Genomic DNA, 26,422 nt, shown 5'->3' with positions numbered 1-26,422 from the left:
GCAGACCGCCGCATCGCTGCCTCAGCCGCGCAGCGACGAGTGCAGTTCCTGCAGGGACCGCACGCCGATGCCGCCGTTGATGCTGGCCTCGATGCCCTGCACGGCCGCGGCCGCGCCCTGCACCGTGGTGATGCACGGGATGTTGACGCCCACCGCCGCGGTGCGGATCTCGTAGCCGTCCACCCGCGGACCGGAGTTGCCGTACGGGGTGTTGAACACCATGTCGACTTCGCCGTCGCGGATCTGCTCCACGATCGTCGGCTCGTCGGCCCGGTCCTCGTCGGAGTGCTTGCGCACCTGCTCGCACGGAATACCGTTGCGGCGCAACATTTCCGCGGTGCCCTCGGTGGCCAGGATGCGGAAGCCCAGGTCGTGCAAGCGCTTGACCGGGAACACCATGGCGCGCTTGTCGCGGTTGGCGATCGAGACGAACACGGTGCCCTCGGTGGGCAGCGAGCCGTACGCGGCGGCCTGGCTCTTGGCGAAGGCGGTGCCGAAATCGGCGTCGATGCCCATCACCTCGCCGGTCGACTTCATCTCCGGCGAGAGCAGCGAGTCCACGCCGCTGCCGTCGGCGCGACGGAACCGGTGGAACGGCAGCACCGCTTCCTTCACCGCGACCGGAGCGTCCAGCGCGACGTGCCCGCCGTCGCCCTCGCTCGGCAGCATGCCCTCCTTGCGGAGTTCGGCGATGGTGGCGCCGAGCATGACCCGCGCGCAGGCCTTGGCCAGCGGCACCGCGGTGGCCTTGGAGACGAACGGAACCGTCCGGCTCGCCCGCGGATTGGCCTCCAGCACGTAGAGCACGTCGTCCTTGAGCGCGTACTGCACGTTGAGCAGGCCCTTGACGCCGATGCCCTTGGCCAGCGCGATCGTCGAGCGGCGCACCGCCTCGATGTCGCTGCGGCCCAACGTGATCGGGGGCAGCGCGCAGGCCGAGTCGCCGGAGTGGATGCCCGCTTCCTCGATGTGCTCCATCACGCCGCCGAGGTAGACCTCCTCGCCGTCGCAGAGCGCGTCCACGTCGATCTCGATGGCGTCCTCGAGGAACCGGTCGACGAGCACCGGGTGCTCGGGGTTCAGCTCGGTGGCGCGGGAGATGTAGCCCTCCAGGGACTTCTCGTCGTAGACGATCTCCATGCCGCGACCGCCGAGCACGTAGGACGGACGGACGAGCACCGGGTAGCCGATGCCCGCGGCGATCTTCTTCGCCTGCTCGACCGTGGTGGCCGTGCCGTACTTCGGCGCGGGCAGACCGGCCGCGACCAGCACCTCACCGAACTCGCCGCGATCCTCGGCCAGGTCGATGGCGGCCGCGCTCGTGCCGACGACCGGAACGCCCGCGTCGGTCAGCCGCTGCGCGAGACCCAGCGGGGTCTGCCCGCCGAGCTGCACGATGACGCCCGCGACGGTGCCGGACTCGCATTCCGCGTGGTAGACCTCGAGCACGTCCTCGAAGGTGAGCGGCTCGAAGTAGAGGCGGTCGGCGGTGTCGTAGTCGGTGGAGACGGTCTCCGGGTTGCAGTTGACCATCACCGTCTCGTACCCGGCCTGCGACAGCGTCTGCGCCGCGTGCACGCACGAGTAGTCGAACTCGATGCCCTGGCCGATGCGGTTCGGGCCGGAGCCGAGGATGATCACCTTCTCGCGCTCGCGCTGCGGCGCCACTTCGGACTCCGCGGCAGGATCGAGCTCGTAGGCCGAGTAGTGGTACGGGGTCTTGGCCTCGAACTCCGCGGCGCAAGTGTCGACGGTCTTGTAAACCGGGCGCACGCCGAGCCGGTGGCGCAACGCGCGCACGCCGGTTTCCCCCGCCAGCTCGGGCCGCAGCGCGGCGAGCTGGTTGTCGGAGAGGCCGTAGTGCTTGGCGCGGCGCAGCAGCGGCTCGTCCAGCACCGGGGCGTCGATGATCTCCTGGCGCAGCTCGACCAGACCGGCGATCTCGGCGACGAACCACGGGTCGATGCCCGAGGCCGCGGCCACGTCATCGATGCTCGCGCCGTAGCGCAGCGCCCGCTCGACCTGGTAGATGCGGCCCTCGATCGGGGTGCGCAGGTCGTCGAGGATCTTCTCGATCGCGGCCTGCGCGTCACCGTCGACGGGCGCCCACGGGCCGTCGTCCAGAGTCCAGAAGCCGGTGGCCTTGGTCTCCAGCGAGCGCAGCACCTTGCCGAGCGCCTCGGAGAAGTTGCGGCCCAGCGACATCGCCTCGCCCACCGACTTCATGGTGGTGGTCAGCGTCGCGTCGGCGCCGGGGAACTTCTCGAACGCGAACCGTGGCGCCTTGACGACGACGTAGTCCAGGGTCGGCTCGAAGCAGGCCGGGGTTTCCTTGGTGATGTCGTTGACGATCTCGTCCAGCGTGTAGCCGATGGCCAGCTTGGCCGCGATCTTGGCGATCGGGAAGCCGGTGGCCTTGGAGGCCAGCGCCGAGGACCGCGAGACGCGCGGGTTCATCTCGATGACGATCAGGCGGCCGTCGCGCGGGTTCACCGCGAACTGGATGTTGCAGCCGCCGGTGTCGACGCCGACCTCGCGCAGGATGGCGATGCCGAGGTCGCGCAGCTTCTGGTACTCGCGGTCGGTGAGCGTCATGGCCGGGGCGACGGTCATCGAGTCGCCGGTGTGCACGCCCATCGGGTCCACGTTCTCGATCGAGCAGACCACCACGACGTTGTCGCGGCCGTCGCGCATCAGCTCGAGTTCGTATTCCTTCCAGCCGAGGATGGACTCCTCGATCAGGACGTTGGCCGTCGGCGATGCGGCGAGGCCGCCGCCCGCGATGCGGTCGAGGTCCTCGTGGTTGTAGGCCATGCCGGAGCCGAGGCCGCCCATGGTGAAGGAGGGCCGCACGACGACGGGGAAGCCCAGCTCGGCGACCGTCTCGCGCACCTCGTCCATGGTGAAGCAGACCCGCGAGCGGGCGCTCTCGCCGCCGACCTTGGCGACGATGTCCTTGAACTTCTGCCGGTCCTCGCCGCGCTGGATGGCGTCGAAGTCGGCGCCGATCAGCTCCACGTTGTACTTCTCCAGCACGCCGCGCTCGTGCAGCGCGACGGCGGTGTTCAGCGCGGTCTGCCCGCCGAGGGTCGCGAGGATGGCGTCGGGACGCTCCTTCGCGATGACCTTCTCGACGAACTCCGGCGTGATCGGCTCGACGTAGGTCGAGTCGGCGAACTCGGGGTCGGTCATGATCGTCGCCGGGTTGGAGTTCACCAGCGACACGCGCAGGCCCTCGGACCTGAGCACCCGGCACGCCTGGGTGCCGGAATAGTCGAACTCACAAGCCTGGCCGATGACGATCGGGCCCGAACCGATCACCAGGATGTGGCGTAGATCCTCGCGGCGAGGCATCAGGCTCCTTCCATGAGACCGGCGAAACGGTCGAACAGATATGCGGCGTCGTGGGGGCCTGCGGCGGCCTCCGGGTGGTACTGCACGGAGAACGCGCGGCCGTTGACCAGGCGCACGCCCTCGACGGTGCCGTCGTTGGCGCAGACGTGGCTGACCTCGGCGCGGCCGAACGGGGTGTCGAACTGTTCACCCTGCTCGCCCTCCAGGGCGAAGCCGTGGTTCTGCGCGGTGATCGAGATCCGGCCGGTCTCGTGCTCGACGACCGGGATGTTGATGCCCCGGTGGCCGAACTTCATCTTGTAGGTCTCGCGGCCGAGCGCCCGGCCCAGGATCTGGTTGCCGAAGCAGATGCCGAACAGCGGCAGTCCCTGCTCGAGCACGCCCTGGGTGATGGCGACCGCGCCGTCCTGGGTGGCCGGGTCACCGGGACCGTTGGACAGGAAGACGCCGTCGGGCTTCAGCTCGCGGATCTGGTCCAAGGTGACGGTCGAGGGCACCACGTGCACCCGCATGCCGCGCTCGGCGAACATGCGCGGGGTGTTGGTCTTGATACCCAGGTCGACGGCGACGACGGTGAAGCGGCGCTCGCCCGTGGGCTCGATCGTGTAGACCGAATCGGTGCTGACCTCCTCGGCCAGATCCGCGCCCAGCATGGACGGCTGGCCGTTGACCCGGGCCAGCAGCGCGTCCTCGTCGGCGAGCGCGGGGCCGGAGAAGATGCCCGCCTTCATCGAACCGCGGGTGCGCAGGTGGCGCACCAGAGCGCGGGTGTCGACACCCGCGATGCCGACGATGTCCTGCTCACGCATGGCGTCGGGCAGCGTCGTGGTCGCGCGCCAGTTCGACGCACGGCGCGCGGGGTCGCGCACCACGTACCCGGCCACCCAGATCTTCGAGGACTCGTCGTCCTCGTCGTTCCATCCGGTGTTGCCGATCTGCGGTGCCGCCGCCACCACGATCTGGCGGTGGTAGCTGGGGTCGGTCAGAGTTTCCTGATACCCGGTCATCGCGGTGCAGAACACCGCCTCGCCGAGCGTCTCGCCCACGGCGCCGTAGGCCGTGCCGCGGAACACCCGGCCGTCCTCGAGCACCAGCGCAGCCGCTTCATTCACGTTCGTTCATCTCCCGTCGTCGTCCTGGCCCACGCCGGATACACCGTCTTGTCGTCACCTCGGAAGCCGGTGTCTATCTCGGTTCCGGTCGGCAGCTTCCAGCGAATTACCAGCACACCATCTTCTGTCATCACCTTGCCCGCGTGGCCGCGTTCGGTGCGCACCGCCGTGATGGACTCCTGCGGAATCCAGATCACCGTCGCCCCGTCGCGCTCGAGCAGGATCCCCCGCTCGAACCGCGTGAGTTCCGCGGTGGCGCGGAAACCCAGATCGCCGACCGCGATCCGGTCCTGCCAACTCGGCGCGATCGTGCTGCCGAGATACAGGCCGGTCGTCGGCTCCAGCACTTGGGCGCCGAGGTCGGCGGGCACCGGCGGCAGTTCGCCGATCCGCTCCTGCTGACGCGCCGCGCGGTTTTGCCAGCCCCGGTACATCAGCCAGACGCCGAGCGCGAACAGCGCGAGGCACCCGACCACCCACAGCGTTCTTTCCACTTACGGACCTCCTGCGTCCAATCGGCGGCGCTCCCGGTGCCCTCCGTGGCCACGCTCCGCTACCGCCTCCGGGCCCGTCGCTCGCGCCGCGGCACCCAAGACCGCCTTGCCCTCGCGTGCGGTCACCCGGCCGCGCAGCAACGTCGCCGTCACCTTGGCCGGGAAGGTCATCGCCTCGAACGGCGTGTTGTTCGAGATGCTGGCCAGCTCCGCGGCGCGCACCGTCCAGGTGGCGTCGGGGTCGACCAGGGTGAGGTTCGCGGGCTCGCCCACCTCGAGCGGGCGGCCGTGGTCGTCGAGCCCGACGATCCGCGCGGGCTGCTCGCTCATCACGCGGGCCACGCCGCGCCAGTCCAGCAGCCCCGGCTCGACCATGGTCTGGACGATGATCGACAGCGCGGTCTCCAGCCCGAGCATGCCGGGACGGGCCGCGGCGAATTCGCAGCACTTGTCCTGTTCGGCGTGCGGGGCGTGGTCGGTGGCCACGCAATCGATGATGCCCTCGGCCAGCGCCTGCCGCAGCGCCGCGGCGTCGGAGGCCTCGCGCAGCGGCGGGTTGACCTTGTTGACCGCGTCGTAGGTCTCCAGCCGCGTGTCGTCCAGCAGCAGGTGGTGCGGCGTCACCTCGGCGGTGATCGAAATGCCCTGGGACTTGGCCCATTTCACCAGTTCCACGGTGCCCGCGGTGGAGGCGTGGCAGATGTGCACGCGCGCGCCGGCGTCCCTGGCCAGCAGCGCGTCGCGGGCCACGATCGATTCCTCGGCGGCCCGCGGCCAGCCCGCGAGACCGAGCCGGGCAGCGGTCGGGCCCTCGTGCGCGACCGCGCCCTTGGTCAGCCGGGGCTCCTCCGCGTGCTGGGCGATGAGCACGCCGAGGGAGTTCGAGTACTCCAGCGCGCGGCGCATGATCAGCGGGTCGTACACGCAGTGGCCGTCGTCGGAGAACATCCGCACCGCGCCGACGCCCGCCGCCATGGTGCCCATCTCCGCGAGCTGCTTGCCCTCGAGCCCGACTGTCACCGCGCCCACCGGGAACACGTCGACGAGGCCGACCTCCTGGCCGCGCCGCCACACGTGGTCGGTGACGACCACCGAGTCGGCGACCGGGTTGGTGTTGGCCATGGCGAACACGGCGGTGTAGCCGCCGAGCGCCGCGGCGGCGGAGCCGGTCTCGATGGTCTCGGTGTCCTCGCGGCCCGGTTCGCGCAGGTGGGTGTGCAGGTCGACGAAGCCGGGCAGCAGGATCTGGCCCTTCGCGTCGATGATCTCGGCGTCCACGATGCCCAGATCGGTGCCGATCTGCCGGATCTCGCCCTCGTCGACGAACACGTCCACGGGCTGACCCTCGCCGTAGATCAAGGCCCCCTTGATCAACAGCCCACTCATGCTGTCCTCCTTTCGGCCTGAGCGGGGCTCTCCGTGGTTACGCGGGCTGCCTCCTCCGAGCCCTGACCGCTCATGCCTGCGCCTCGCTGACGCTCAGCTTCGGCATGCGCGCTGCGCGCTGCCACATGATTCGCTCACTTCGTTCGCTCATGCCGGGCGCCACCTTCCGCTCGTTGCCGTTCATGCCACTGCCTCCTGCGCGCCGACCAGCAGGCGGAACAGCACCGCCATGCGCAGGTGCACGCCGTTGGTGACCTGCTGCAGGATCGCGGCCTTCGGCGAGTCCGCCACGGCCGAGGCGATTTCCATGCCGCGCAGCATCGGACCGGGGTGCATGACCACCGCGTGCTCCGGCAGCAGCGCGAGCCTGCGCTCGGACAGGCCGTAGTTCACCGAGTACTCGCGCGCCGAGGGGAAGAATCCGCCGTTCATGCGCTCGGCTTGGACGCGCAGCATGAGCACCGCGTCGGCACCGGGCAGTTCGGCGTCCAGGTGGTGCGAGACCCGGGCGGGCCAGGCTTCGACGCCGACCGGCAGCAGCGTGCGCGGCGCGACGAGCACCACCTCGGCGCCGAGGGTGTGCAGCAGGAAGACGTTCGAGCGCGCCACCCGGCTGTGCAGGATGTCGCCGACGATCACGACCCGCTTGCCCTCGATGTCGCCGAGCCGCTGGCGCAGCGTCAGCGCGTCCAGCAGCGCCTGGGTCGGGTGTTCGTGCATGCCGTCGCCCGCGTTGATGATCGCGGGACCGGATGTCCGGCCCTCCGAACGCGCCCAGCCGTCCATCCAGTGCGCGATCTGGTGCGCGGCGCCGGAGGCCGGGTGCCGCACGATCAGCGCGTCCGCGCCCGCGGCGTGCAGGGTCAGCGCGGTGTCGCGCAGCGATTCGCCCTTGGACACCGACGAGCTGCTGGCGCTGACGTTGATCACGTCGGCGCTCATCCACTTCCCGGCGACCTCGAAGGACACCCGGGTGCGGGTCGAGTTCTCGTAGAAGACCGTCATCACGGTGCGCCCGCGCAGTGTCGGCAGCTTGTGCACCTCGCGACCCAGCAGCGCCTGCTCGAAGCGCTCGGCCTCGTCGAGCAGCTCGGACGCCGCGGCGCGGTCCAGATCGGTGACGCTCAACAGGTGTCTCACGCTTCGGCCTCCTGGTGCAGATAGACGCCGTCGCGACCGTCGTGTTCGGTGAGCAGCACCGAGATGTCCTCCGCCCGCGCGGTCGGCACGTTCTTGCCGACGAAGTCCGCGCGGATCGGCAGCTCGCGGTGGCCGCGGTCGATCAGCACGGCCAGTTGCACCGAGCGCGGCCTGCCCAGATCGCGCAGCCCGTCCAGGGCCGAGCGCACGGTGCGGCCGGAGAAGAGCACGTCGTCCACGAGCACGACGAGCGCGTCCTCGATGCCGCCCTCGGGCACCGAGGTGCGCTCCAGCGGTCGGTGCGGACGGCTACGCAGGTCGTCGCGGTACAGGGTGATGTCGAGCGAGCCGAGGGCCGGGCGGACGCCGGAGAACTCCTCGATCTTGTCGGTCAGCCGCGCTGCCAGAGTGGTGCCGCGGGTCGGGATGCCGATCAGCACCACGCGCGGCGAACCGGCCTCGTCGGAGTCCAACGCGGTCTTCTCGATGATCTGGTGCGCGATGCGCGCGATGGTCCGGCCAACATCGGAAGCCGACAACAGCTCCCGCCCCGTCGCCACCCATTCGGGTGTGTGCCGCTGAGAATGCGTCGTCTCGGCAGCGCCGGACTTGGCGGCCCGGTCCCCGGGCACGGCCATGCCGACCTCCTTCCCCGCCTCACCGGACGGTCCGTTAAAGGATGTCTTACGGCTAGCAGCGTAACAGCGCCTCCGACCCCGCTTTCACCAGGCATATCGGCCTGTGAGCTGCCCCACGAACGCGCTGTGAGCGGCGCCACCCGGAACATCGGGCGATACCACGGCATACGACGGTGTGTGCACATATGTTCGAATGGGGGTAGGGTCGGGCGGGTGACCGCTTGGCTGCAGGGTTCGCTGTTCGACGGGTCCGGGGACGTCTGCCTCGGCTCCCTCGATGGCTTTCACCGCACGCCGCTGTCGGATGGTGCGTGGGTCGATGTGCGGCCCGGGTGGCTGACCGGTGCGGACACCCTGTTCGATCGGCTGGCGCGGGAGGTTCCGTGGCAGGCCGAGCGCAGGCCGATGTACGACCGGGTCGTGGACGTCCCCCGGCTGCTGCATTTCTACGACGAGCACGCGGCGCTGCCGGATCCGATTCTGGACGAGGCGCGCGACGCGCTCAGCCGCCACTACGCCAGCGAACTCGGCGAGCCGTTCCGGACGGCGGGCCTGTGTTGGTACCGCGACGGCCGCGACAGCGTCGCCTGGCACGGCGACACCTTCGGGCGCGGGGCGAAACACGACACCATGGTGGCGATCCTGTCTGTCGGCGCCCCGCGCGCGCTGCTGCTGCGGCCGCGGCGCGGCGGCGCGAGCATCCGGTATCAGGTGGGGCACGGCGACCTGCTGGTGATGGGTGGTTCCTGCCAGCGGACTTGGGAGCACGCGGTACCCAAGACCCGCAAGCCGGTCGGTCCGCGGATCAGCATTCAGTTCCGTCCGCGGAACGTGCGCTGAGGCCATCGGTCTCGAACGCCTGGCACCGCAGCGTCGACGGGCGGATGCGAGAGAGCGTCCCCTGCGGCTAAGTGTCGTAGCCGCGACTCGTGATATTCACGAGCGGAGAGCCGCGCATCGTATGAACCGCGAGTCAGGACCGCAGACTGCGGGCTGCGGGCTGCGGGCTGCGGGCTGCGGGCTGCGGGCTGCGAAAGAGTTTGCCCGCGAATCGAATCGCCGTATCAGGAGCTGACGAACGCACCCGTCGAATCGACTCGCGGCCGATTTTCGAAATCCGGTAGGTGAACAAGTGGCGCAGGGCACAGCGCGCGGCCGAAAGGCTCGATAGATTGAGACTATGCGCAACCCTGGGGCGGGAGTCTTGGCCGTGATGCCGCTGCACACGATCAGCGAGGTCTATGGCGAGCCGGGGCTGCGCGAACGGCTGCTGCTGGAAATCGCGGATCTGCCCGATGGTGAGCGGCTGAACGAGGCGCTCGAACTGGCCACCGAATTGCACCGCGACGACAAGTACGGCCGCGAACCCTATCTGAATCATCTTCTGCGCGTGGCGATCCGGATCGTCAGCCACTACGAGGTGCGCGATACCGACGTGGTGGCGGCGGGCCTGCTGCACGACGCTGTGGAAGACCATCCGGCCGAACTGGCGGGCGCCCGCGACGGCTCCCCCACCGACGGCGCGCTCACCGAACTGTCCGAGCGCTTCGGCGTGCGGGTCGCCGACCTCGTCGCCGCCGTCACCAATCCCGAGCCCGATCCGGCCCGCGATCGTCACGAGCAGTACCGCGACCACGTCGCCACGACCTTGGATCGCGCTCCCTGGGCGCGGGTCGTCAAGCTGTCGGACTTCACCGACAACGGCGTCGGCATCCTCTACGCCGAGAAGCCGATCATGCGCAAGCTCGCCACGAAATACCGTCCACTCACCGACGTCTACCGCGATTTGGTGAGCAGGCCGGACACTCCCCTCGCGGATCACGTCAAGCAACACATCCTCGGTCAGCTCGACCGCGCCGACGAACGCTTCGAAGCCATCCTCTCGCGGGGCTGATCGGGCGCGGCGAGGTCGCACGATGCAGCGGTTCGCCTTCTCGGCGTGCGACTGATCAACGGTCGCTCGGCAAAGCCGCGGCAAGGTCATGCACCGCAACGGTTCGTCATCCGCACGCGAGGCCGATCAGCAGGCGTGCGCAGTCGCGGTGGGATCGCACACCTCAACGGCTCGCCACCCAGGCGCACGATTGATCAACGACCGCCCGGCAGAGCCGCGGCGAGATCGCGCATCGCAGCGGTTCGTCATCGAGCGCGGGGCTGATCAGTGGCCGCTCGGGATAGGCACGGCAAGGCCGCAACGGCTCGCCATCCTGGGCGCACGGCTGATCAACGACCCTCGTCAGAGCCGCTGAGTCGCACGGCGGACCGCGGCCGTTCCGCCCGGCATCATGTTCCCGTCGCGCCCCGAGGCGCTCGCAGCACCGACGTGACGAGATCGTGCACCGCGGCCCGCAGGCGATCCGCCTCCCCGGCGCGCACCATCCTAGACGCGAGCTCGGTGCCCAACGGCGCGAGCAACAGCGCGCCGACCACTTCGGCGTCCAGATCCGGGCGTGCCTCGCGCAGCATCGCCGTGATGTGCGCGGCCCAGAAGGCGTGGAACTCTTCGCGTCTGGGATGCGGTGGCACCGCGTTGTAGGCGACGACGAGTTCGATGTTGTCGATCACCAGGTCGGCCATCGCCGCGAAGTAGGCAAGCAAACGCTCGGCGGCGGGTGCACCCGGCCCCAGGGGCGGCGGTCCGCTGGAGACGGCCTCCATCAGGGCGACCGCGGGTTCGGCGACCAGTTCGTGCAGCAGCCCGGCACGGCTGCCGAAGCGGTGAAAGATCGTCCCCTTGCCCACGCCCGCCGCGGCGGCGACCCGATCCATGGTGACGGCCTCGGCTCCGTGCTCGGCGAGCAACGTCCTGGTCGCGTCCAGGATCGCGCGCCGGTTGCGGGCGGCGTCGGCCCGTTCTCGCGTGCGCCCGTCGGACATGCACCCGCCTTCGTCGTTGACAAAGTTGACCGACGGTCCATATCGTGGCGAGATATCTGGACCGACAGTCAACTTATGGAGTTCTCGATGCGGGCAATCGTAATGACAGGGGTGGGCGGACCCGAGGTGCTGGTTCCGTCCGAGGCGCCGCGGCCGACGGCGGGCGCGGGCGAGCTGGTCGTCCGGGCGGAGGCCGTTCCGGTGCTGTATCCGGAGACCGTGATCCGCGCGGGCGGATTCCCCACGCCCGCCGAACCACCGTTCGTGTTCGGTTTCCAGGCGGCGGGCACGGTCACCGAGACCGGAGCGGGCGTCGAACCTGGATGGGTCGGGCGTCGAGTCGTGGCGGACACCAATGGTTTCGGCGCCTACGCCGAATACGTCGTCGCCCCCGCCGCGCACGCGACGCCCATCCCCGACGGTGTGGAAACCACCGTCGCCGCGGCGGCCATGATGAGCGGATCCGTCGCGGCGGCCCTGATCGACACGGCCGCACCCACCGAGGATGAGACGGTGCTGATCGAGGCGGCCGCGACCGGTGTCGGCGCCTACTCGACCCAGTACGCGGTCCGCCGGGGCGCGCGCGTCATCGCGACGGCGGGCGGCCCCGCCAAGGCCACACAGGCGCGCAAGCTTGGGGCCGCCGAGGTGATCGACCACAACGACCCGGCGTGGACGGACCACCTGCGCGACGTGCTCGCTGCGACGACGCTGGATGTCGTGTTCGACGCCATCGGCGGGCCCGCGACACCGGCGCTGCTCGACCTCATGACGCCGGTGCGCGGTCGCATGCTGAGCTACGGCTTCCTCTCCGGCGGTCCCGCGCCGATCACCGCGATCGACCTCGTGACCCGCGGGCTGACCCTGATCGGCTGCGCTGGTCCCGCCTGGCTCGGCAAGGTGGCGGGTCATCGCGCGCAAGTCCTCGACGAGGTCGCGGCTGGAACGCTCGAGCCCCTGCTGGACCAGGTACTGCCGCTCGACGAAGCTGCACGCGCGCACGAACTGATCGACCAGCGCGCCACGTTCGGCACGATCGTCCTGCGCACGAACCACACCTGATTTCACCCGGCCGCTCGTCGCCCGACTCGCACGAGCCACCGAGTCTGCCGGGCACGGCCCACGACTCTCCCCGAGTAGACCGAAACGTGTACGAGCGGCCGACGCCAGCAGGCGCGAGCGGTAGACGACGAGCGCTGGCGGCGGTCATAGACAGCCGACGACGAACAACCGGCAGCAGACAGCGAGCCACGAGCGGCAGACGCCATCAGGCGACAGAGAACGGACTCCGGGCGGCAGACGCCAACAGTAGGCAGCGGACAGCGCGGCTCATGGACAAGCCGACAGCCGCCAGCGGGCAGCGAGCGGCGGACAGCGGGCGGCGAACAGCGGACACCGCGGCTCACGGACAAGCCGCCAGCGAGCGGCGGGCGGCCGTCGCAATCATGCGGCAGAGAACGGACTCCGGGCGGCAGTCGCCAACAGTGGGCAACGGGCAACGGGCAACGGGCAGCGGGCAGCGGGCGAGGCCAGCTTCGTCGGCAGTGGCGGTTATGGCGGCTATGTTGGCTTGATGGGGAGCGCAATCGATACGCAGGTAGCGGCCGTCAACGAGTTGACCGCGCGGTGGGCGGCTGTCGCGGGCGAGAGAGATTTCGTAGTCTCGGGGGCCGGGATCTGGCCGCTGCTCGCCCTGCTGGCCGCAGCCGCGGACGACCCGGCTCGCGCGGAACTGGAAGCCGCGGTCGGGCTGCCCGCCGAGCGAGCCCACAGTGCCGCGCTGGAGGTGCTGCGGATCATGGCCGAGGCCGAAGACCTCTCCGCCGTGCTTGGCGTGTGGTTCGCCGAAGAGCTTCCGCTGCACCGCGTGTGGTCCGACAGCCTGCCGCCGGACACCATCGGACGGCTGACGATCCAGGCCGCGCTGGACGCCTGGGCCGCGCGCGGGACGGACGGCTTGATCGACCGCTTCCCGCTGCGGATCGATCCCGACACCATGCTGGTACTCGCCACCGCGTTGGTCGCCAAAACCGAATGGCGCGAGCACTTCGTCGACGCCGTGCTTCGTCCCGAAACCGGGCCGTGGCGCGGCATCGACGGACGCGGGCTGACGCGCACCACCGGAGACCTGTCCCAGGTCTCCCTTCTCGACGGCTCGGAACCCGTGACCCGCGTGGTGGTAACCGGAACCGGCGATCTCGACGTGCACCTGCTGCTCGGCGCGGCACCAGACGCCACGGAGTCGCCGGACGCCAGCCCACCGGGCGCGGTGCTCACCACCGGCCTCGCCGCACTCACCGGGCAGGTACCCGTCCGCGATCACCTGCCGCCCGGAACCACCGGCCCTGGACTGCGCGTGACCCGACACCGCGCTCCCCGCCCCGGGGACCGTCTCGATATCCGCATGCCGCCCTTCGAGATTCGTTCCTCGCACGATCTGTGCGCCACCCCCGAACTCTTCGGCCTCACCGCCGCCATGCGGACGGACCGAAACCACTTCCCCGCGATCTCGCCGGAGCCATTGGCACTCGCGCAGGGCGCGCAGGACGTACTGGCCCGTTTCACCCGCGAGGGGTTCGAAGCCGCGGCGGTCACTGGCCTCGCGATGCGCGCGGTCAGCATGCCGCTCTCGGCCGAGCACCTGATCACCCAGGTCGAGGTCGTCTTCGACCGCCCGTTCGGTTTCCTCGCCGTCCACCGCGCGACCGGACTCGCGGTGGTCGCGGGCTGGGTCGCCGAATTGCCCGGTCGAGCAGGCGGCCCGGACGATCTCTTCGGCTGACCGACCGTGAACCGTCAGTGCCCGCGCCGCGCGAAATCTGGTGCGTGCTCGGGCAATACGCCCCTGGCGAGCAGAAACGGCGGAACGCTTCGCACCACGGGGATGCGCCGCAGCACCCTGATGGGCAATGGCGCGTTGTCCGCGCCGGTGAGATCCACCTGCCCGCTCAGCGCGGGCCGGATGACGGCGGCGTGGAGCAACCGCTGGATGCCCTGTGTGACAACGGTCGGGAACCAGCGCCGCCGCTGCACCTTGGCCAGCTCCGCGACGCCGACCCGTCCCGAAAGCAGCGGCGCGGCAAGAATTCTCGCCGCCGCCACCGCGTCCTGCACGGCGAGGTTGATGCCGACGCCACCGGCCGGGGACATGGCGTGCGCGGCGTCGCCGAGGCAGAGCAGCCCGTCGGTGTACCAGCGTTCGAGGCGGTCGAGTTGCACGTCGAGCAGCTTGACCTCGTCCCAGTCGCGCAGCGTGTCGACCCGATCGGCCAACCACGGTGCGGCCGCGACCATCTCGCGCATGATCGCGCCGACCGGCCCGCGCCTGGCCGCGGCGTCGCTACCCTTGGCGATGAGCGTGGCACACTGCCAGTAGTCCCCGCGATCCAGCATGACGGCGGCGCGGCGGGCGGTGACGATCGGAATCGCGCCCGCGGGATCGATCCCCGTGCGCGGCAGGCGAAACCACCACACGTCCATCGGCGTCGCCCACCGGCGCGACCGCAGCCCGGCGGACGCTCGCAGCACCGAACCGCGCCCATCGCAGGCGACGGTGAGCGCGGCCTCGATCGCGCCGGTGCCACCGTCGGCCGTCCGGTATTTCACCCCGGCGACCCGGCCTTCGGCGAAAATCAGACCGGTGGCCTCGGTGTTCACGCGCAGTCGGAACGTCGGCTCGCGATCGGCGGCGCGGGCCAGCAGGTCGAGCAGATCCCACTGCGGCACCATGGCGATGTATTTGTGTTTGCCCGGAAGGTTTTTCAGCGACGCCAAGGTTTGCAGCGAGCCGCCGACGGGGAGCAGGATCGAGTCCAATCGCCGCGCGGGCAGTTTCGCGAACTCCTCCCCTAGGCCGAGTTCGTCGAGCAGGTCGAGGGTGGTGGGATGCACGGTGTCACCGCGGAAGTCACGCAGGAAGTCGCCGTGCTTCTCCAACACGGTGACCTCGACGCCCGCGCGGGCCAGCAGCAGGCCGAGCACCATGCCCGCGGGCCCACCGCCCGCCACCAAACAGGTCGTACGTTCCATCGACGGTCTCCCCTCGCACGGCGATAAACCCTCGGCGACTAGTTCGATGGTAGGCCGGGCCGCGACTCACCGACGCAGGACGAAGAAGTACGGCTCGGTCATGCCGCGCAGGTCCATCACACCGAACAGCGTGTGCGCGTCGACGCGGCGGAAGTGGTCGATGATCGGCAGGTGGTCGTAGACCATCGCCGCGCCCACCTCGCCCCGGTACTCGATATCGCGCAGCCGCGCGGTGGGCTTGCGGGCGCGCAGCGCGGGACCGAGCACCGGCAGCATCGAGCGCAGCATCCGCACACCGGACAGCGGCACCTTGCCCGCCAAGCTCAGCGGCACCCGGCGGGGATCGACGGGGAACACCGCCCCCGCGGCGTCGGCGAACAGCAGCGGGTGCACGGCGTCCGGACCGTCGAACTGCTTGCCGTACCAACCCGAGGCGACAAGCATGCCGTCGAACGGATGTCCGGTGTCGATCTCCTCGCCGCGCCAGCGCCCGGTCGCCACCTCGGCGACCCGCACGCCGGGCAGTCGATCGAACAACGCCCACGCCTGCTCGGCGGTGCACCCTCCGGTCTGCAATCCGGCCAGTTCGGCGGTTCCTGTCACGGGCGTTTCGGCGACCATTCCACACTCCTCGTTGCGACGTTGCGAGAAGTAGTCTAATGATCTCTCATCGCCGCACGGGAGCGGCCTCAGAGCGGCGCGTCCAGCTGACTCCACGGTGATGTGCGTGCCGATGAGGCGGTTCGTGCTGACCGGCCGCGGTCTCGCGCTCCTCGCCACCGTCGGCTCGGTCACGGCGCTGCTCGTCACCGGCTGAGCGCGCCCGGTCCGGTGGCCGCATCCGAGTAGCGAGAGCACTTTTCTTGACCTCGAGTCGCATTGAGGTCTTAGCGTCTTCGCCAGTCGATCACCGCGGACAAGGAGAAGTCGCTCATGATGCTGATCACCGGATCCACCGGGAACGTAGGTAGCGCGCTACTGAAGCAGCTGCGGGCCGTCGACGCCGGACCTCTGCGAGCTCTCACCCGCAACGCCGACGCTTCCTTTCCCGAGGGGGTCGAGGCCGCCGAGGGCGACTTCGCCGACGTCGCTTCGCTGGAGCCCGCGCTGGACGGAGTGCACTCGATGTTTCTCGTCTCACGGCTCGGCCCGGATGCCGACATCCTCGACGCCGCGCGACGAGCGGGTGTGGAGCATGTGGTGCTGGTGTCATCGATCACCGTCCAGACCCATCCCCACCTCGGCCCCGCCGCCGAGAACGCAGCTGTGGAGCGGTTGCTCGAAACCAGCGGTATGGACTGGACCATCCTACGTCCGACGCAGTTCGCCTCCAACGCCCTGCTCTGGGCGGACGCGATCCAGGAACGCCGATCGGTCCAGGTGCCCTACGCGGATGTCGGGCTTCCCACGATCCACCCGGCGGACATCGCGGCGGTGGCCCGTGTCGCGCTGACCGAGCCCGGGCACCGAGGCCACCGTTATGCCTTGACCGGCCCCGACCGCATTACGCCACGCGAGCAAGTGGCGACCATCGCCGCCGTGCTGGACCGGGAGATCGAATGCGCCGAGATCGGTCGTGCGCAGGCTCGGGCGACCATGGTGACGGTCTTCGGCGAAGAAGCCGCGGACGCGGTACTGGACGTGACCGGCGGGGATGTCAACGATGAACTGCTCGCGGTCCGCGACACGGTCTCGCGGATCACCGGCTCCCCCGGCAGGCCATTCCGTCAGTGGGTGGAAGAGAACGCCATGGCTTTCCAGTGAGGTCGGCTCGTTGCTAGAGGGCGGCCGCGTCGCCGCGACCGCCGCCGAGACCGGTCACGGTGATATCCGCGGCCGATTTCACCAGCAGGGTCAACTCGGAGAGCACGTCAGGACGGGCGGCGACGAAGCTGACCTCCCCACCGGATGGATCGATCCGGTCGTCGAACGGCGCGCCGTCGAAACCGGTTACGGTGACGCCTGATTCCCGCGCGATGAGACTGCCCGCCGGCAGATCGACCAGACCGGCGCGATACCCCACGAAGCCGTCGATATCCCCGCGGCTCAGCATGATCCAGCACAGCAGCGGCGACCACAGTTCGATGAGCCGCCGGGCGCCGGACCCCAGGGCGAGGCGTAGCGCGCGGGCCGTCGGGTCGGTGTGGGCGACCGGATAGCTCTGGAGCCAGGCCAATGTCGGCCGGGCGAGGGTCCGCGGCGGGCGCAGCGAGCCGCCTAAACCGGTGGCGCCGCGCCCGCGCTTGGCCGACCGCCTGCGTCCGGTGGTCGGCACCGCCACCATCGACGCGCTGTTGACCAGCACGCAACGCACGCTCGACGGTCTGGCCGCGGTCCGATTCGCGCTCGGCAACGAGGTGTCGGACGCGCTGGCGCAGGCCAGGTCTGGCACCGACCGCTGGATCTTCAAGGGCGGTACCGGCGCGCACACGCGGGTGGTCACGCTGCCGGACTGCGTGCGGCAAGCGCTGCACGATCGTCGAGAGATGTTGGTGCGCATGGAGATACTCGACCCCATCAATGTGGAGCTGTGCGACCGGTACGCCGCGCTCTACCGTTCCCTCGCCGAAGGCGCCGAGGACGACGCGCATACCTGGACCGGCAAGGGCACCCAAATCGACGCTGGCGGAGCAACCCGGCGTGGCGGAGGTTCGCGAGCTGTTCGACGGACTCGAGATGAGTCTGCCCGCCGACCACGACGATGCCGACGTCGACGACATCGTGGCGAAAGCGCTGCGCGACAGCGCCCGTCCGCTCCGCGGCGCCGGCGACCAGCTCGGCGTCGGCTGATTCGAACGGCCGAGCCCGGTCCATGACGCGCGCCACAGCGGATTGACCTCGAGCGCACTCGAGGTATGAGGATCACTGAGTGCCCGTCGCCGGTGATCCGGTCGGTACCAGCGGCGGACACACCCCCGGCCCGGGACACCGCAGACGTCCCGGTGGGCTCCCGCCGGGCCCAGTACACCCACCGGCGGGAGCCGGATCGGGCGGTGCGGCTCAGGCGGAGACGGTGATCTCCCACTCGTACACGGTCAGTTCCGACGCGCCGGTGGTGTGCACCGGGTCGGCGAAGGCGATCTCGCGCGCCGCCGCGAGGCTCTCGGCACGGATCACGTAGGCGCCGCCGGTGCCGTCGGTGAAGCGGCCGCTCTCCACGAGCCGACCGCGTTCCACCAACTCGTTCAAAAACTCCTTGTGCGGTTCGATGACCGCCGGGTCGAAGCGCGGCGTGCGCATCACCATGACCAGGTACTTGTTCACGCCTCGGGCTCCGGGCGCGGGGCACGGGTCGCGGCCGCCGCCGCGCGCACCTGCGGCGCGACGAGCACGACCTGACCGAGCACGCCGTTGATGAACGACGGCGAGTCGTCGGTCGAGAGTTCCTTGGCCAGCTCCACGGCCTCGTCGACGGCCACCACCGGCGGAACGTCGTTGGCGTGGAACAGCTCCCACACGGCGATGCGCAGGATGGCGCGGTCCACCGCGGGCAGCCGGGACAGCGTCCAGTCCTGCAAGTAGGACTCGATGGTGCCGTCCACGCGGTCTAGGTCGTCGGCGACGCCTTCGACCAGGGTCCGGGTGTAGGCGTGCACGGGGGCGACGGTCTGGTCCTTCGTCGCCAGGTCGACGCGCTCGTCGAGCAGGTCGGCGGCGTCGACGTCGCGGGCCTCCGCCTCGAACAGCAGGTCCACGGCGCGGCGCCGGGCCTTGTGCCGGGCGCCCAGCTTCTTGAACGTGGATTTCTTGTCTGCGGGCTGTTCCGCCACGATCACATCATCCCTGTCGTTCTGTATCAGGGCGGCAGGAGCGCCCGCCACGGTGGACCTGCCACCGGGTCGCGCGCTCCCGTCGCGAGCGACCGGTGATCAGGCGTTGACGCGGCCGAGGTAGCTGCCGTCGCGCGAGTCGATGCGCAGCTTGTCGCCGGTGTTGATGAACAGCGGCACCTGAACCTCGGCGCCGGTCTCCAGGGTGGCGGGCTTGGTGCCGCCGGTGGAGCGGTCACCCTGCAGGCCGATGTCGGTGTGCTGCACCACGAGCTCGATGGAGACGGGAAGCTCGACGAACAGCGGCTCGCCCTCGTGCACGGCCACCTGGACGGCCATGTTCTCCAGCAGGAAGCGGGCGCCGTCGCCGATGGTGGCCTCGGCGATCGAGATCTGGTCGAAGGTCTCGCCGTCCATGAAGATGTAGTCGGAGCCGTCGTGGTACAGGTAGGTCATGTCGCGACGGTCGACGGTCGCGGTCTCCACCTTGACACCCGCGTTGAAGGTCTTGTCGACGACCTTGCCGGACACGACGTTCTTCAGCTTGGTCCGCACGAAGGCGGGGCCCTTACCCGGCTTGACGTGCTGGAATTCGACGATCTGCTGGAGCTGACCGTCGATCTTCAGCACGAGGCCGTTCTTGAAGTCGCTGGTGTCCGCCACTGTCTTCGGATCTCCTGTTCTCAGGTAACCGGCGTCATTCGACGACGGTCAGGTCTTTGCTGGTGTGGGTGAGCAGCTCAGGGCCCCCTTCGCGCACCACGAGCGTGTCCTCGATTCGGACGCCGCCGCGGCCGGGAAAGTACACACCTGGTTCGACGGTCACCGCCACGCCGGATAGAAGTGTACCGGTTCCGTTTTTCATGATCCCCGGCGCTTCGTGGATGCGCAGGCCGACGCCGTGCCCGAGACCATGCACGAACAGCTTGCCGTGGCCCGCCGCCTCGATCACCGAGCGCGCCGCCGCGTCCACCTCACCGGCCTGCGCGCCCGGTCGCAGCGCCTTGCGCCCGGCCCGCTGGGACTCCACGACCAGTGCGTAGACCTCGCGCTGCCAGTCGGTCGGGCGGCCGAGCACGAAGGTGCGGGTCATGTCGGAGTGGTAGCCGCCGACGACCGCACCGAAATCGATCTTCACGAAATCACCCGCGGCCAGCACGGCGTCGGTCGGACGGTGGTGCGGTATCGCGGAATTGGCGCCCGCGGCCACGATGGTCTCGAAGGAGATGGCCTCGGCGCCGTGCTCGTACATCGCCCATTCGAGGTCGCGGGCGACCTGCCGCTCCGTGCGCCCCGGCCGTAGTCCGCCGCGTTCGAGCAGCGTGGCCAGCCCGGCGTCGCCCGCCGCGCACGCCTTGCGCAGTTGTTCCACCTCGTAGGCGTCCTTGACCATGCGCAACTGCTCGACCAAGTCCGGCGTCGCAACGAGTTCCAGCCCGGTCTTCTGCTCGACGAAACCGCTGTGCTGGTCGACGGTCACCACATGGCTCTCGAAACCGACCCGGCCGAGCTGCCATTCCCCCGCCAGCTCCACGATCCGTCGCGCGGTGCCGCGAGCGATCTCGGCGCGCAGGTCGGGCGCTTGCTCGACGACCTGGCTGCGGTAGCGGCCGTCGGTCCCGATCACGGTGCGTTCCTCGTCGTTGCGCATGTCCCAGGAATGCACGAGCAGCGTGGCGTTGGAGCCGGTGAAGCCGGTCAGATACCTGATGTTCACCAGGTCGGTGACCAGCAGCGCGTCGACCTCGTTCTCCACCAGCAGACTGCGCAGTGCGCCCCGGCGCGCCGCGTAGTCGGGCCCACGGCCCGCGTGATCAGCAGACATGGGTCAAAGCTACCGCCGACACGCGGTGGTGCGGCAGTCCAACACCCGAACCGTCACCTGCTGGCGCCGGGCGCAGGGAGGAGGAGCGGGACGAATCGGGCGCGGATGCCGAATGGGGACTTGCCGCGCGATCGACAATCAGCGTGAAACCCCGCATGCCGCTCGGCGGGCGAGGCGCCGGAGTCATGAGGTTTTGGGCCCGAACCCACCAGGCCGCCTCTTCGTGTCTCTCCCCGCGATTCCGATCCATCGGGTGTTCACATGCGCTGCGGTTATCCACATTTCGCATCGAGCACTTCGAAACGGGCCGGGAATCAACAAGGGTGGATCGCATGGCCTACCTAGCATTCGCCGCGCTGACGGGATGGTGTGCGGCGCTGAGTCTCAACGATCTTCGACAGCGCAGGCTACCCAACGCGCTCACCGGATGGGGCGCGCTGGCCGTCTTCGGATACGCCCTGTTCACAACACAATTCACAGCTGCGGTGATCGGGGCCGCACTGCTCGCGGCGCCCTATGTGATGGTGCACTTCGCCGCTCCGGCATGCCTCGGCGCGGGCGACGCGAAGCTGGCGATCGGACTCGGAGCCGCCGCGGCGCTCGGCGGCGCGCAGGCTTGGGTGTGGGCCGCGCTGGCCGCGCCGGTACTCACCGCGGGCGTCGGACTGGCGATGCTGGTTCGCCATCGAATCTCTCGAATTGCGATGGGTTCGCGGCCGCCGCCCGACACCGTGGCACACGGCCCGTCGATGTGCCTGGCGACGTTGTTCGCTTTGGCGGTAGCGAGCGGGTGATGCCTTGACGGTATCGAGTGAGCGATGCCTCGACGGTGGCAGAACGGCAGCCGCTCGCGGTGTGCGGCGCACGGACACCCGACCGCTTGCGAAGTGTGAGCACGTTCGGGCTCGAACCGCGGGCAGTCGGCGGCGGCGTACGTCTGGCTTGCGAGTGGCGATAGCCAGTAAGAAGACTCGGGCGCGGCTCGCGTCGGCTACGTGCCAGTGATCACGGCGGACCGGATGCGGGTCGGACCGCCCCGACATGGAAGGATGGACAGCGTGCTGCGCTGGATAACTGCCGGAGAATCCCATGGTCCCGCCCTCGTCGCCATCCTGGACGGGATGGTCGCGGGTGTCGAAGTGACGTCCGAGGACATCTCCGCTCAGCTCGCGCGCCGCAGGCTCGGCTACGGGCGCGGCGCCCGGATGAAGTTCGAGGCCGACAAGGTGACCATGGTCGGCGGCGTGCGCCACGGGCGCACCATGGGCGGTCCGGTCGCCATCGAGGTGGCCAACTCCGAGTGGCCGAAGTGGACGACCGTCATGTCCGCCGATCCCGTCGATCCGGCCGAGCTGGCCGACCTGGCCCGCAACGCCCCGCTGACCCGGCCCCGCCCCGGGCACGCCGACTACTCGGGCATGCTCAAGTACGGCTTCGACGACGCGCGCAACGTGCTGGAGCGCGCCAGCGCCCGAGAGACGGCCGCGCGCGTCGCGGCGGGGACCGTGGCGCGCAACTTCCTGCGCCAGGCCTTCGGGGTCGAGGTCGTCTCGCATGTCGTCTCGATCGGCGCCGCCGCCAACACCACCGGCGTGATTCCCACGGCCGCGGATCTGGACGCCGTCGACGCCAGCCCGGTGCGCGCGTTCGACGCCGACGCCGAGGCGGCGATGATCGCCGAGATCGAGGCGGCGAAGAAGGACGGCGACACCCTCGGCGGCGTCGTCGAGGTGGTCGTGGAGGGACTTCCGGTCGGTCTCGGCTCGTTCGTCAGCGGCGAGAACCGCCTCGACTCCCGGCTGGCCGCCGCGCTCATGGGCATTCAGGCCATCAAGGGCGTCGAGGTCGGCGACGGTTTCGAGACCGCGCGCAGGCGCGGCAGCCAGGCGCACGACGAGATGCGGCCCGGGCCGGACGGCGTGCTGCGCTCGACCAACCGCGCGGGCGGCCTCGAAGGTGGCATGACCAACGGTGAGCCACTGCGGGTGCGCGCGGCGATGAAGCCGATCTCCACGGTGCCCCGCGCCCTGTCCACCGTCGACATGAGCACCGGCGAGGAGGCCGTGGCCATCCACCAGCGCTCCGACGTGTGCGCCGTGCCCGCCGCGGGCGTCGTCGCCGAGGCGATGGTGGCGCTGGTCGTCGCGCAGGCCGCGCTGGAGAAGTTCGGCGGCGATTCGCTGAACGAGACCGTCGACAACATCACCAGCTACGTCAAGCGGATCGGCACCCGCCCGCACGTCCCGGCGGACAGTCGGCCGCAATGATCGTGCAGACCGACCCGCGCGCCCCGCGCGTGGTGCTGGTCGGACCGCCGGGGGCGGGGAAATCGACGATCGGCCGCAAGCTCGCCAAGGAACTCGGCGTCGACCTGTACGACACCGACGCGGGCATCGAGCGCGAGACCGGCCGCACCATCCCCGAGATCTTCGCCGCGGACGGGGAACCGGAGTTCCGCCGGATCGAGGAGCGAGTGGTGCGGCGCGCCATCCTCGCCGAGCGCGGCGTGGTCTCACTCGGCGGCGGCGCGGTGCTGTCCAAGGACACCAGGGCGCTGCTGCGCAACCGGACCGTGGTGTACCTGGAGATCAGCGTGGCCGAGGGTCTGCGGCGCACCGGGGCGAGCAACCAGCGTCCCCTGCTCAACGGCGACGATCCCGGCGCGAAATACCGCGAGCTGATGCGCAAGCGCCGCCCGCTGTACCGCGAGGTCGCCACGGTGCGGGTGCGCACCGACGGGCGCAGCCCCGGCCGGGTGGTGCGAATGATCCTGGACAAACTGGGCATGGAACCCGCGGCGCCGACCGCCGACCCCGAACCCGAAGCCACCGCGACCGGCCGCGCCGCGGCCCAGACGCCGGAAGGGCAGGGCAGCAGCCGCTCCCGTGCCCGTCGCCGGGCCAGGGCTCGTGCCGCCGCCCGCCGCGCGGCAGCCAAGAACGAGATCGCCGCGACCGACCAGACCGGTGCGGCGGGCAAGAACAACAGCGCTGCGGCCGAGCAAACCGGCACCGGCGCCAAGGACGACGGCACTGCGGCCGAAGTGAACAGCGCTGTGTCCAAGTGGAACAGCACCACGGACAAGGCGAGCGGTGCCGCGGTCACGGCGAGCAGTGCCGCGACCACCGAGAACGCTGCGGCCGACGAGGAAACCGGCTCTGCCGCAACGAAACTCGGCCGCAGGACCGAAAGCGCCGACGTCGCGACCAAGGGCTCGGACATCGCGGGCTCGGACGCGGCAACCGAGGACTCGTCCGCGACGCCCCAGGACGCTCAGCACGCAACCGCGGTGAACGCGAGCGAAGGCGGCGCGAACCCGGACGTCGGCGTGCGCGAAGACCGCGGTGCGGCCGAAGTCGGTGCCGCCCGAGGCGAGGGAGCCGCCGCCGAGCGGGCATCCGGCGCACAGTCCGACGCCTCGCGCGCGGGAAGCACAGCCGAGAGCACGGCTTCCGGCAGGCGACGTCGTCCTCGCCGCAGGCGCCCGGCGGCCCGAACGTCCTCCGGCGAACCGAATCGCACCGAGTCCACAGCGCCACGTGCGGAGCCCAGGTCCTGGCTCCCCCGGCTCATCGCCTCCGGCGCGCGACCCGAGGACACCGGCACGACGCCCACCTCGGGACGCGCCCGTCGCCCAAGGGCGTGCCGCCCCGCGGGCGCACCGAACCCTGCCGGCTCGCAAGCATCCGCCGTTTCCGTTGTGGGTCAAGCCGATTCGACGACTCCGGCACCGAAGAACGCGGAACCCGCGAGTGCCTCGGCCACCGGCGAGAACCAGAGCGCCCGCTCCCGGGCGCTTCGCCGCGCCGGTTCCGACGCACCCGCCGACCCCACCGCGCACACCGCGGCGGCAGAATCGGCGACGAAGACCAGTTCCAGCGGCCGCGCCCGGCGCGCCCGCGCTCGCCGCGCCCGCGCGCGAGCACTCGAGCAATCGGCACGAACAGAATCGGAGCAGCAGTGACAGAGCCGAGTCGTATCCAGGTACGCACCGCCGACCCGTATCCGGTGATCATCGGCCGCGGCTTGCTCGGCGAACTCGTCGAGTCGGTGACGGGCGCGACCAAGGGCGTGCGCACGGTCGCGATCTTCCACCAGCCGCCGCTGGCCGAGACCGCCGAGGCGGTGCGCAAGGCGCTGGCCGAGACCGGCCTGGACGCGCACCGCATCGAGATCCCGGACGCGGAGGCGGGCAAGGACCTCGCCGTCGCCGGTTTCTGCTGGGAGGTGCTCGGCCGCATCGGCCTGACCCGCAACGACGTCGTGGTCAGCCTCGGCGGCGGCGCCGCCACCGACCTGGCCGGTTTCGTCGCGGCCACCTGGATGCGCGGCGTCCAGGTCGTGCACGTGCCGACCACCCTGCTCGCCATGGTGGACGCCGCGGTCGGCGGCAAGACCGGCATCAACACCGAGGCGGGCAAGAACCTGGTCGGCTCCTTCCACGAGCCGGCCGCGGTGCTGGTCGATCTGGTGACGCTGGAGACCGTGCCGCGCAATGAGATCGTCGCGGGCATGGCCGAGATCATCAAGGCCGGTTTCATCGCCGACCCGGTGATCCTGGACCTGGTGGAGCGCGATCCGGAGGCGGCGCTCGATCCCACCGGCGACGTGCTGCCCGAACTCGTGGCCCGCGCCATCCAGGTCAAGGCCGACGTGGTCGCCGCCGACCTCAAGGAATCCAGCCTGCGCGAGATCCTCAACTACGGCCACACGCTGGGCCACGCGATCGAGCGCAGGGAGCGCTACCGCTGGCGTCACGGCGCCGCGGTCTCCGTCGGCCTGGTCTTCGCCGCCGAGCTCGGCCGCCTCGCCGGACGCCTCGACGACGCCACCGCCGACCGCCACCGCGCCATCCTGTCCAGCGTCGGCCTGCCGACCAGCTACGACGCCGACGCGCTTCCGCAGCTGCTGGACACCATGCAGACCGACAAGAAGACCCGCTCCGGCGTACTGCGCTTCGTCGTCCTCGACGGACTGGCCAAGCCCGGCCGGCTGGAGGGCCCGGATCCCAGCCTGCTGGCCGCGGCGTACTCCGCCATCGCCCGGGAGCAGAGCCCGAGCGGCGGCGCGATCCTGCTGTAGCGGAAACGTCGGAACAGCGCCGTAACACGAATCTCGGCTGCGGCGCTGTTCCCTGTCGTCACCGCCAAGAACCTCGCGAAGTATTCGCGCCCAGACGACTACAGCGCCACACCCTTTCAAGGGGCGGCGCTGTTTCGCGTTCGAGGGTCAGGCGCCCGCGGCGGCGGGATTGTTGGTGAGCGACGGCGTGCTCTTGTCGGCCCGCCGTCCCGCGAGCATCCGGCCGATGCCGACGCCGATCAGGCCGGGGATGAAGATCAGCAGGATGATGAACGACGCGCCCGCCGTGAGTTCGAACAGCAGACCGTTGTCGCCGAGGTCGAAGCGCGGCAGGAAATCCAGCAGCCAGGAAACCGCGCCGCTGCCGAGCCCGCCGGCCACGGCCGCCTTCAGCCACCGGATGGTCAAATCCGAGCCGCGTTCCGGATCCGGGTGCGCCGCGCGGTCCCTGCGCCCGTCCAGCGCGCCCCACCCCACGATGACGACCAGCAGCACGAGCAGGCACAGCATCCGCATCCACGAGCCCTGCGTCGGCCACTGCACCATCGCGAACCCGAGCACGGTGCGCAGAGCCACGACCAGCGCACCGAGCAGGACGGCTCGCACTACCCAAGCAATCATGGGAAACACCTTAACGCGCAGGCCCGGGGAACAGAACTAGAACCGGTGTCAGAAATTTCCGGCCGCCGAAATCATCCGACCGAATGTCGGTCGA

24 protein-coding genes and 1 pseudogene are annotated in these 26,422 nt (G+C 70.1%); 10 read left to right on the top strand and 15 right to left on the bottom strand.

The features are described 5' to 3' along the window. Nucleotides 1-21: 21 nt before the first annotated feature. From carB to pyrR, 6 genes are all read right to left on the bottom strand, one after another. The gene (carB, locus tag ABZV58_RS10025; protein ID WP_354999763.1) at nt 22-3,354 is read right to left on the bottom strand and encodes a carbamoyl-phosphate synthase large subunit; all 3,333 of its coding nucleotides are present in this window, start codon (nt 3,352-3,354) and stop codon (nt 22-24) included. Beyond that, nucleotides 3,354-4,466: a glutamine-hydrolyzing carbamoyl-phosphate synthase small subunit gene (gene carA, locus ABZV58_RS10020; RefSeq protein ID WP_354999762.1), complete on the bottom strand. Its 1,113-nt coding sequence runs from the start codon at nt 4,464-4,466 to the stop codon at nt 3,354-3,356. The genes carB and carA overlap by 1 nt, the downstream gene beginning before the upstream one ends. Continuing rightward, nucleotides 4,463-4,960 carry a transporter gene (locus ABZV58_RS10015; protein ID WP_354999761.1) on the bottom strand — a complete coding sequence of 166 codons (498 nt, stop codon included), beginning with the start codon at nt 4,958-4,960 and terminating at the stop codon, nt 4,463-4,465. The genes carA and ABZV58_RS10015 overlap by 4 nt, the downstream gene beginning before the upstream one ends. Further along, nucleotides 4,961-6,346: a dihydroorotase gene (locus ABZV58_RS10010; protein WP_354999760.1), complete on the bottom strand. Its 1,386-nt coding sequence runs from the start codon at nt 6,344-6,346 to the stop codon at nt 4,961-4,963. Between the two features lie 180 nt (nt 6,347-6,526). Then, the gene (locus ABZV58_RS10005) at nt 6,527-7,486 is read right to left on the bottom strand and encodes an aspartate carbamoyltransferase catalytic subunit (RefSeq protein ID WP_354999759.1); all 960 of its coding nucleotides are present in this window, start codon (nt 7,484-7,486) and stop codon (nt 6,527-6,529) included. Beyond that, nucleotides 7,483-8,124 (bottom strand): bifunctional pyr operon transcriptional regulator/uracil phosphoribosyltransferase PyrR, encoded by a 642-nt coding sequence (gene pyrR / locus ABZV58_RS10000; protein ID WP_354999758.1) that lies wholly within the window; start codon nt 8,122-8,124, stop codon nt 7,483-7,485. The genes ABZV58_RS10005 and pyrR overlap by 4 nt, the downstream gene beginning before the upstream one ends. A 213-nt stretch (nt 8,125-8,337) precedes the next feature. Here pyrR and ABZV58_RS09995 point away from each other — a divergent pair, with 213 nt between their 5' ends. Together ABZV58_RS09995 and ABZV58_RS09990 are read left to right on the top strand one after the other, a co-directional pair. Continuing rightward, entirely contained in the window at nt 8,338-8,964 is a 627-nt protein-coding gene (locus tag ABZV58_RS09995; protein ID WP_354999757.1) for an alpha-ketoglutarate-dependent dioxygenase AlkB, read from the top strand. 340 nt (nt 8,965-9,304) lie between these two features. After that, nucleotides 9,305-10,018, top strand: a complete 714-nt coding sequence (locus tag ABZV58_RS09990; RefSeq protein ID WP_354999756.1) for an HD domain-containing protein — start codon at nt 9,305-9,307, stop codon at nt 10,016-10,018. A 389-nt stretch (nt 10,019-10,407) separates the two neighbouring features. Here the strand turns inward: ABZV58_RS09990 and ABZV58_RS09985 are convergent, their stop codons facing one another. Then, nucleotides 10,408-11,001 (bottom strand): helix-turn-helix domain-containing protein, encoded by a 594-nt coding sequence (locus tag ABZV58_RS09985; protein WP_354999755.1) that lies wholly within the window; start codon nt 10,999-11,001, stop codon nt 10,408-10,410. 87 nt (nt 11,002-11,088) lie between these two features. On the opposite strand from ABZV58_RS09985, the gene ABZV58_RS09980 reads away from it, so the two are divergent. Together ABZV58_RS09980 and ABZV58_RS09975 are read left to right on the top strand one after the other, a co-directional pair. Further along, nucleotides 11,089-12,063, top strand: coding sequence for a zinc-binding dehydrogenase (locus tag ABZV58_RS09980; RefSeq protein ID WP_354999754.1), 975 nt, complete (start codon nt 11,089-11,091; stop codon nt 12,061-12,063). A 511-nt stretch (nt 12,064-12,574) separates the two neighbouring features. Then, the gene (locus tag ABZV58_RS09975) at nt 12,575-13,783 is read left to right on the top strand and encodes a serpin family protein (RefSeq protein ID WP_354999753.1); all 1,209 of its coding nucleotides are present in this window, start codon (nt 12,575-12,577) and stop codon (nt 13,781-13,783) included. Between the two features lie 14 nt (nt 13,784-13,797). Here the strand turns inward: ABZV58_RS09975 and ABZV58_RS09970 are convergent, their stop codons facing one another. Further along, nucleotides 13,798-15,030, bottom strand: a complete 1,233-nt coding sequence (locus tag ABZV58_RS09970) for an FAD-dependent oxidoreductase (protein ID WP_354999752.1) — start codon at nt 15,028-15,030, stop codon at nt 13,798-13,800. Nucleotides 15,031-15,096: 66 nt separating this feature from the next. Next, nucleotides 15,097-15,633 carry a DUF4334 domain-containing protein gene (locus ABZV58_RS09965; RefSeq protein WP_354999876.1) on the bottom strand — a complete coding sequence of 179 codons (537 nt, stop codon included), beginning with the start codon at nt 15,631-15,633 and terminating at the stop codon, nt 15,097-15,099. A 330-nt stretch (nt 15,634-15,963) separates the two neighbouring features. Here ABZV58_RS09965 and ABZV58_RS09960 point away from each other — a divergent pair, with 330 nt between their 5' ends. Continuing rightward, the gene (locus tag ABZV58_RS09960; RefSeq protein ID WP_354999751.1) at nt 15,964-16,794 is read left to right on the top strand and encodes an NAD(P)H-binding protein; all 831 of its coding nucleotides are present in this window, start codon (nt 15,964-15,966) and stop codon (nt 16,792-16,794) included. 13 nt (nt 16,795-16,807) lie between these two features. Here the strand turns inward: ABZV58_RS09960 and ABZV58_RS09955 are convergent, their stop codons facing one another. Then, nucleotides 16,808-17,335 (bottom strand): hypothetical protein, encoded by a 528-nt coding sequence (locus ABZV58_RS09955; protein ID WP_354999750.1) that lies wholly within the window; start codon nt 17,333-17,335, stop codon nt 16,808-16,810. 335 nt (nt 17,336-17,670) lie between these two features. On the opposite strand from ABZV58_RS09955, the gene ABZV58_RS09950 reads away from it, so the two are divergent. After that, on the top strand, nt 17,671-17,820 hold the full coding sequence (locus ABZV58_RS09950; RefSeq protein ID WP_354999749.1) for a hypothetical protein: 150 nt from the start codon (nt 17,671-17,673) through the stop codon (nt 17,818-17,820). A 210-nt stretch (nt 17,821-18,030) separates the two neighbouring features. Here the strand turns inward: ABZV58_RS09950 and ABZV58_RS09945 are convergent, their stop codons facing one another. The 4 genes from ABZV58_RS09945 to ABZV58_RS09930 form a co-directional block, all read right to left on the bottom strand. Then, on the bottom strand, nt 18,031-18,294 hold the full coding sequence (locus tag ABZV58_RS09945; protein WP_354999748.1) for a YciI family protein: 264 nt from the start codon (nt 18,292-18,294) through the stop codon (nt 18,031-18,033). Beyond that, the gene (gene nusB, locus ABZV58_RS09940) at nt 18,291-18,800 is read right to left on the bottom strand and encodes a transcription antitermination factor NusB (RefSeq protein ID WP_354999747.1); all 510 of its coding nucleotides are present in this window, start codon (nt 18,798-18,800) and stop codon (nt 18,291-18,293) included. The genes ABZV58_RS09945 and nusB overlap by 4 nt, the downstream gene beginning before the upstream one ends. A 99-nt stretch (nt 18,801-18,899) precedes the next feature. Continuing rightward, entirely contained in the window at nt 18,900-19,463 is a 564-nt protein-coding gene (gene efp / locus ABZV58_RS09935; protein WP_354999746.1) for an elongation factor P, read from the bottom strand. A gap of 34 nt (nt 19,464-19,497) precedes the next feature. Beyond that, nucleotides 19,498-20,625, bottom strand: coding sequence for a Xaa-Pro peptidase family protein (locus tag ABZV58_RS09930; protein ID WP_354999745.1), 1,128 nt, complete (start codon nt 20,623-20,625; stop codon nt 19,498-19,500). A gap of 332 nt (nt 20,626-20,957) precedes the next feature. On the opposite strand from ABZV58_RS09930, the gene ABZV58_RS09925 reads away from it, so the two are divergent. The 4 genes and pseudogenes from ABZV58_RS09925 to aroB all read left to right on the top strand — a co-directional run bounded on the left by ABZV58_RS09925 (nt 20,958) and on the right by aroB (nt 25,707). Continuing rightward, nucleotides 20,958-21,419 carry a prepilin peptidase gene (locus ABZV58_RS09925; protein WP_354999744.1) on the top strand — a complete coding sequence of 154 codons (462 nt, stop codon included), beginning with the start codon at nt 20,958-20,960 and terminating at the stop codon, nt 21,417-21,419. A 255-nt stretch (nt 21,420-21,674) separates the two neighbouring features. Next, the gene (gene aroC / locus ABZV58_RS09920) at nt 21,675-22,892 is read left to right on the top strand and encodes a chorismate synthase (protein ID WP_354999743.1); all 1,218 of its coding nucleotides are present in this window, start codon (nt 21,675-21,677) and stop codon (nt 22,890-22,892) included. Then, nucleotides 22,889-23,416 (top strand): annotated as a pseudogene (locus tag ABZV58_RS09915) (shikimate kinase); the annotation flags it as partial. The gene aroC and the pseudogene ABZV58_RS09915, both read left to right, overlap by 4 nt. Nucleotides 23,417-24,585: 1,169 nt before the next feature. Next, nucleotides 24,586-25,707 carry a 3-dehydroquinate synthase gene (aroB, locus tag ABZV58_RS09910; protein WP_354999742.1) on the top strand — a complete coding sequence of 374 codons (1,122 nt, stop codon included), beginning with the start codon at nt 24,586-24,588 and terminating at the stop codon, nt 25,705-25,707. Between the two features lie 147 nt (nt 25,708-25,854). On the opposite strand, the gene ABZV58_RS09905 is transcribed toward aroB, so the two are convergent. Next, the gene (locus ABZV58_RS09905; RefSeq protein ID WP_354999741.1) at nt 25,855-26,328 is read right to left on the bottom strand and encodes a B-4DMT family transporter; all 474 of its coding nucleotides are present in this window, start codon (nt 26,326-26,328) and stop codon (nt 25,855-25,857) included. Nucleotides 26,329-26,422: the final 94 nt, after the last annotated feature.

The organism is Nocardia sp. NPDC004654 (assembly GCF_040609595.1).
In the GTDB taxonomy this organism is placed as follows: Bacteria; Actinomycetota; Actinomycetes; order Mycobacteriales; family Mycobacteriaceae; genus Nocardia.
The sequence above is the reverse complement of the archived record's forward strand: the minus strand, read 5'-3'. Positions and strand labels throughout refer to the sequence as shown.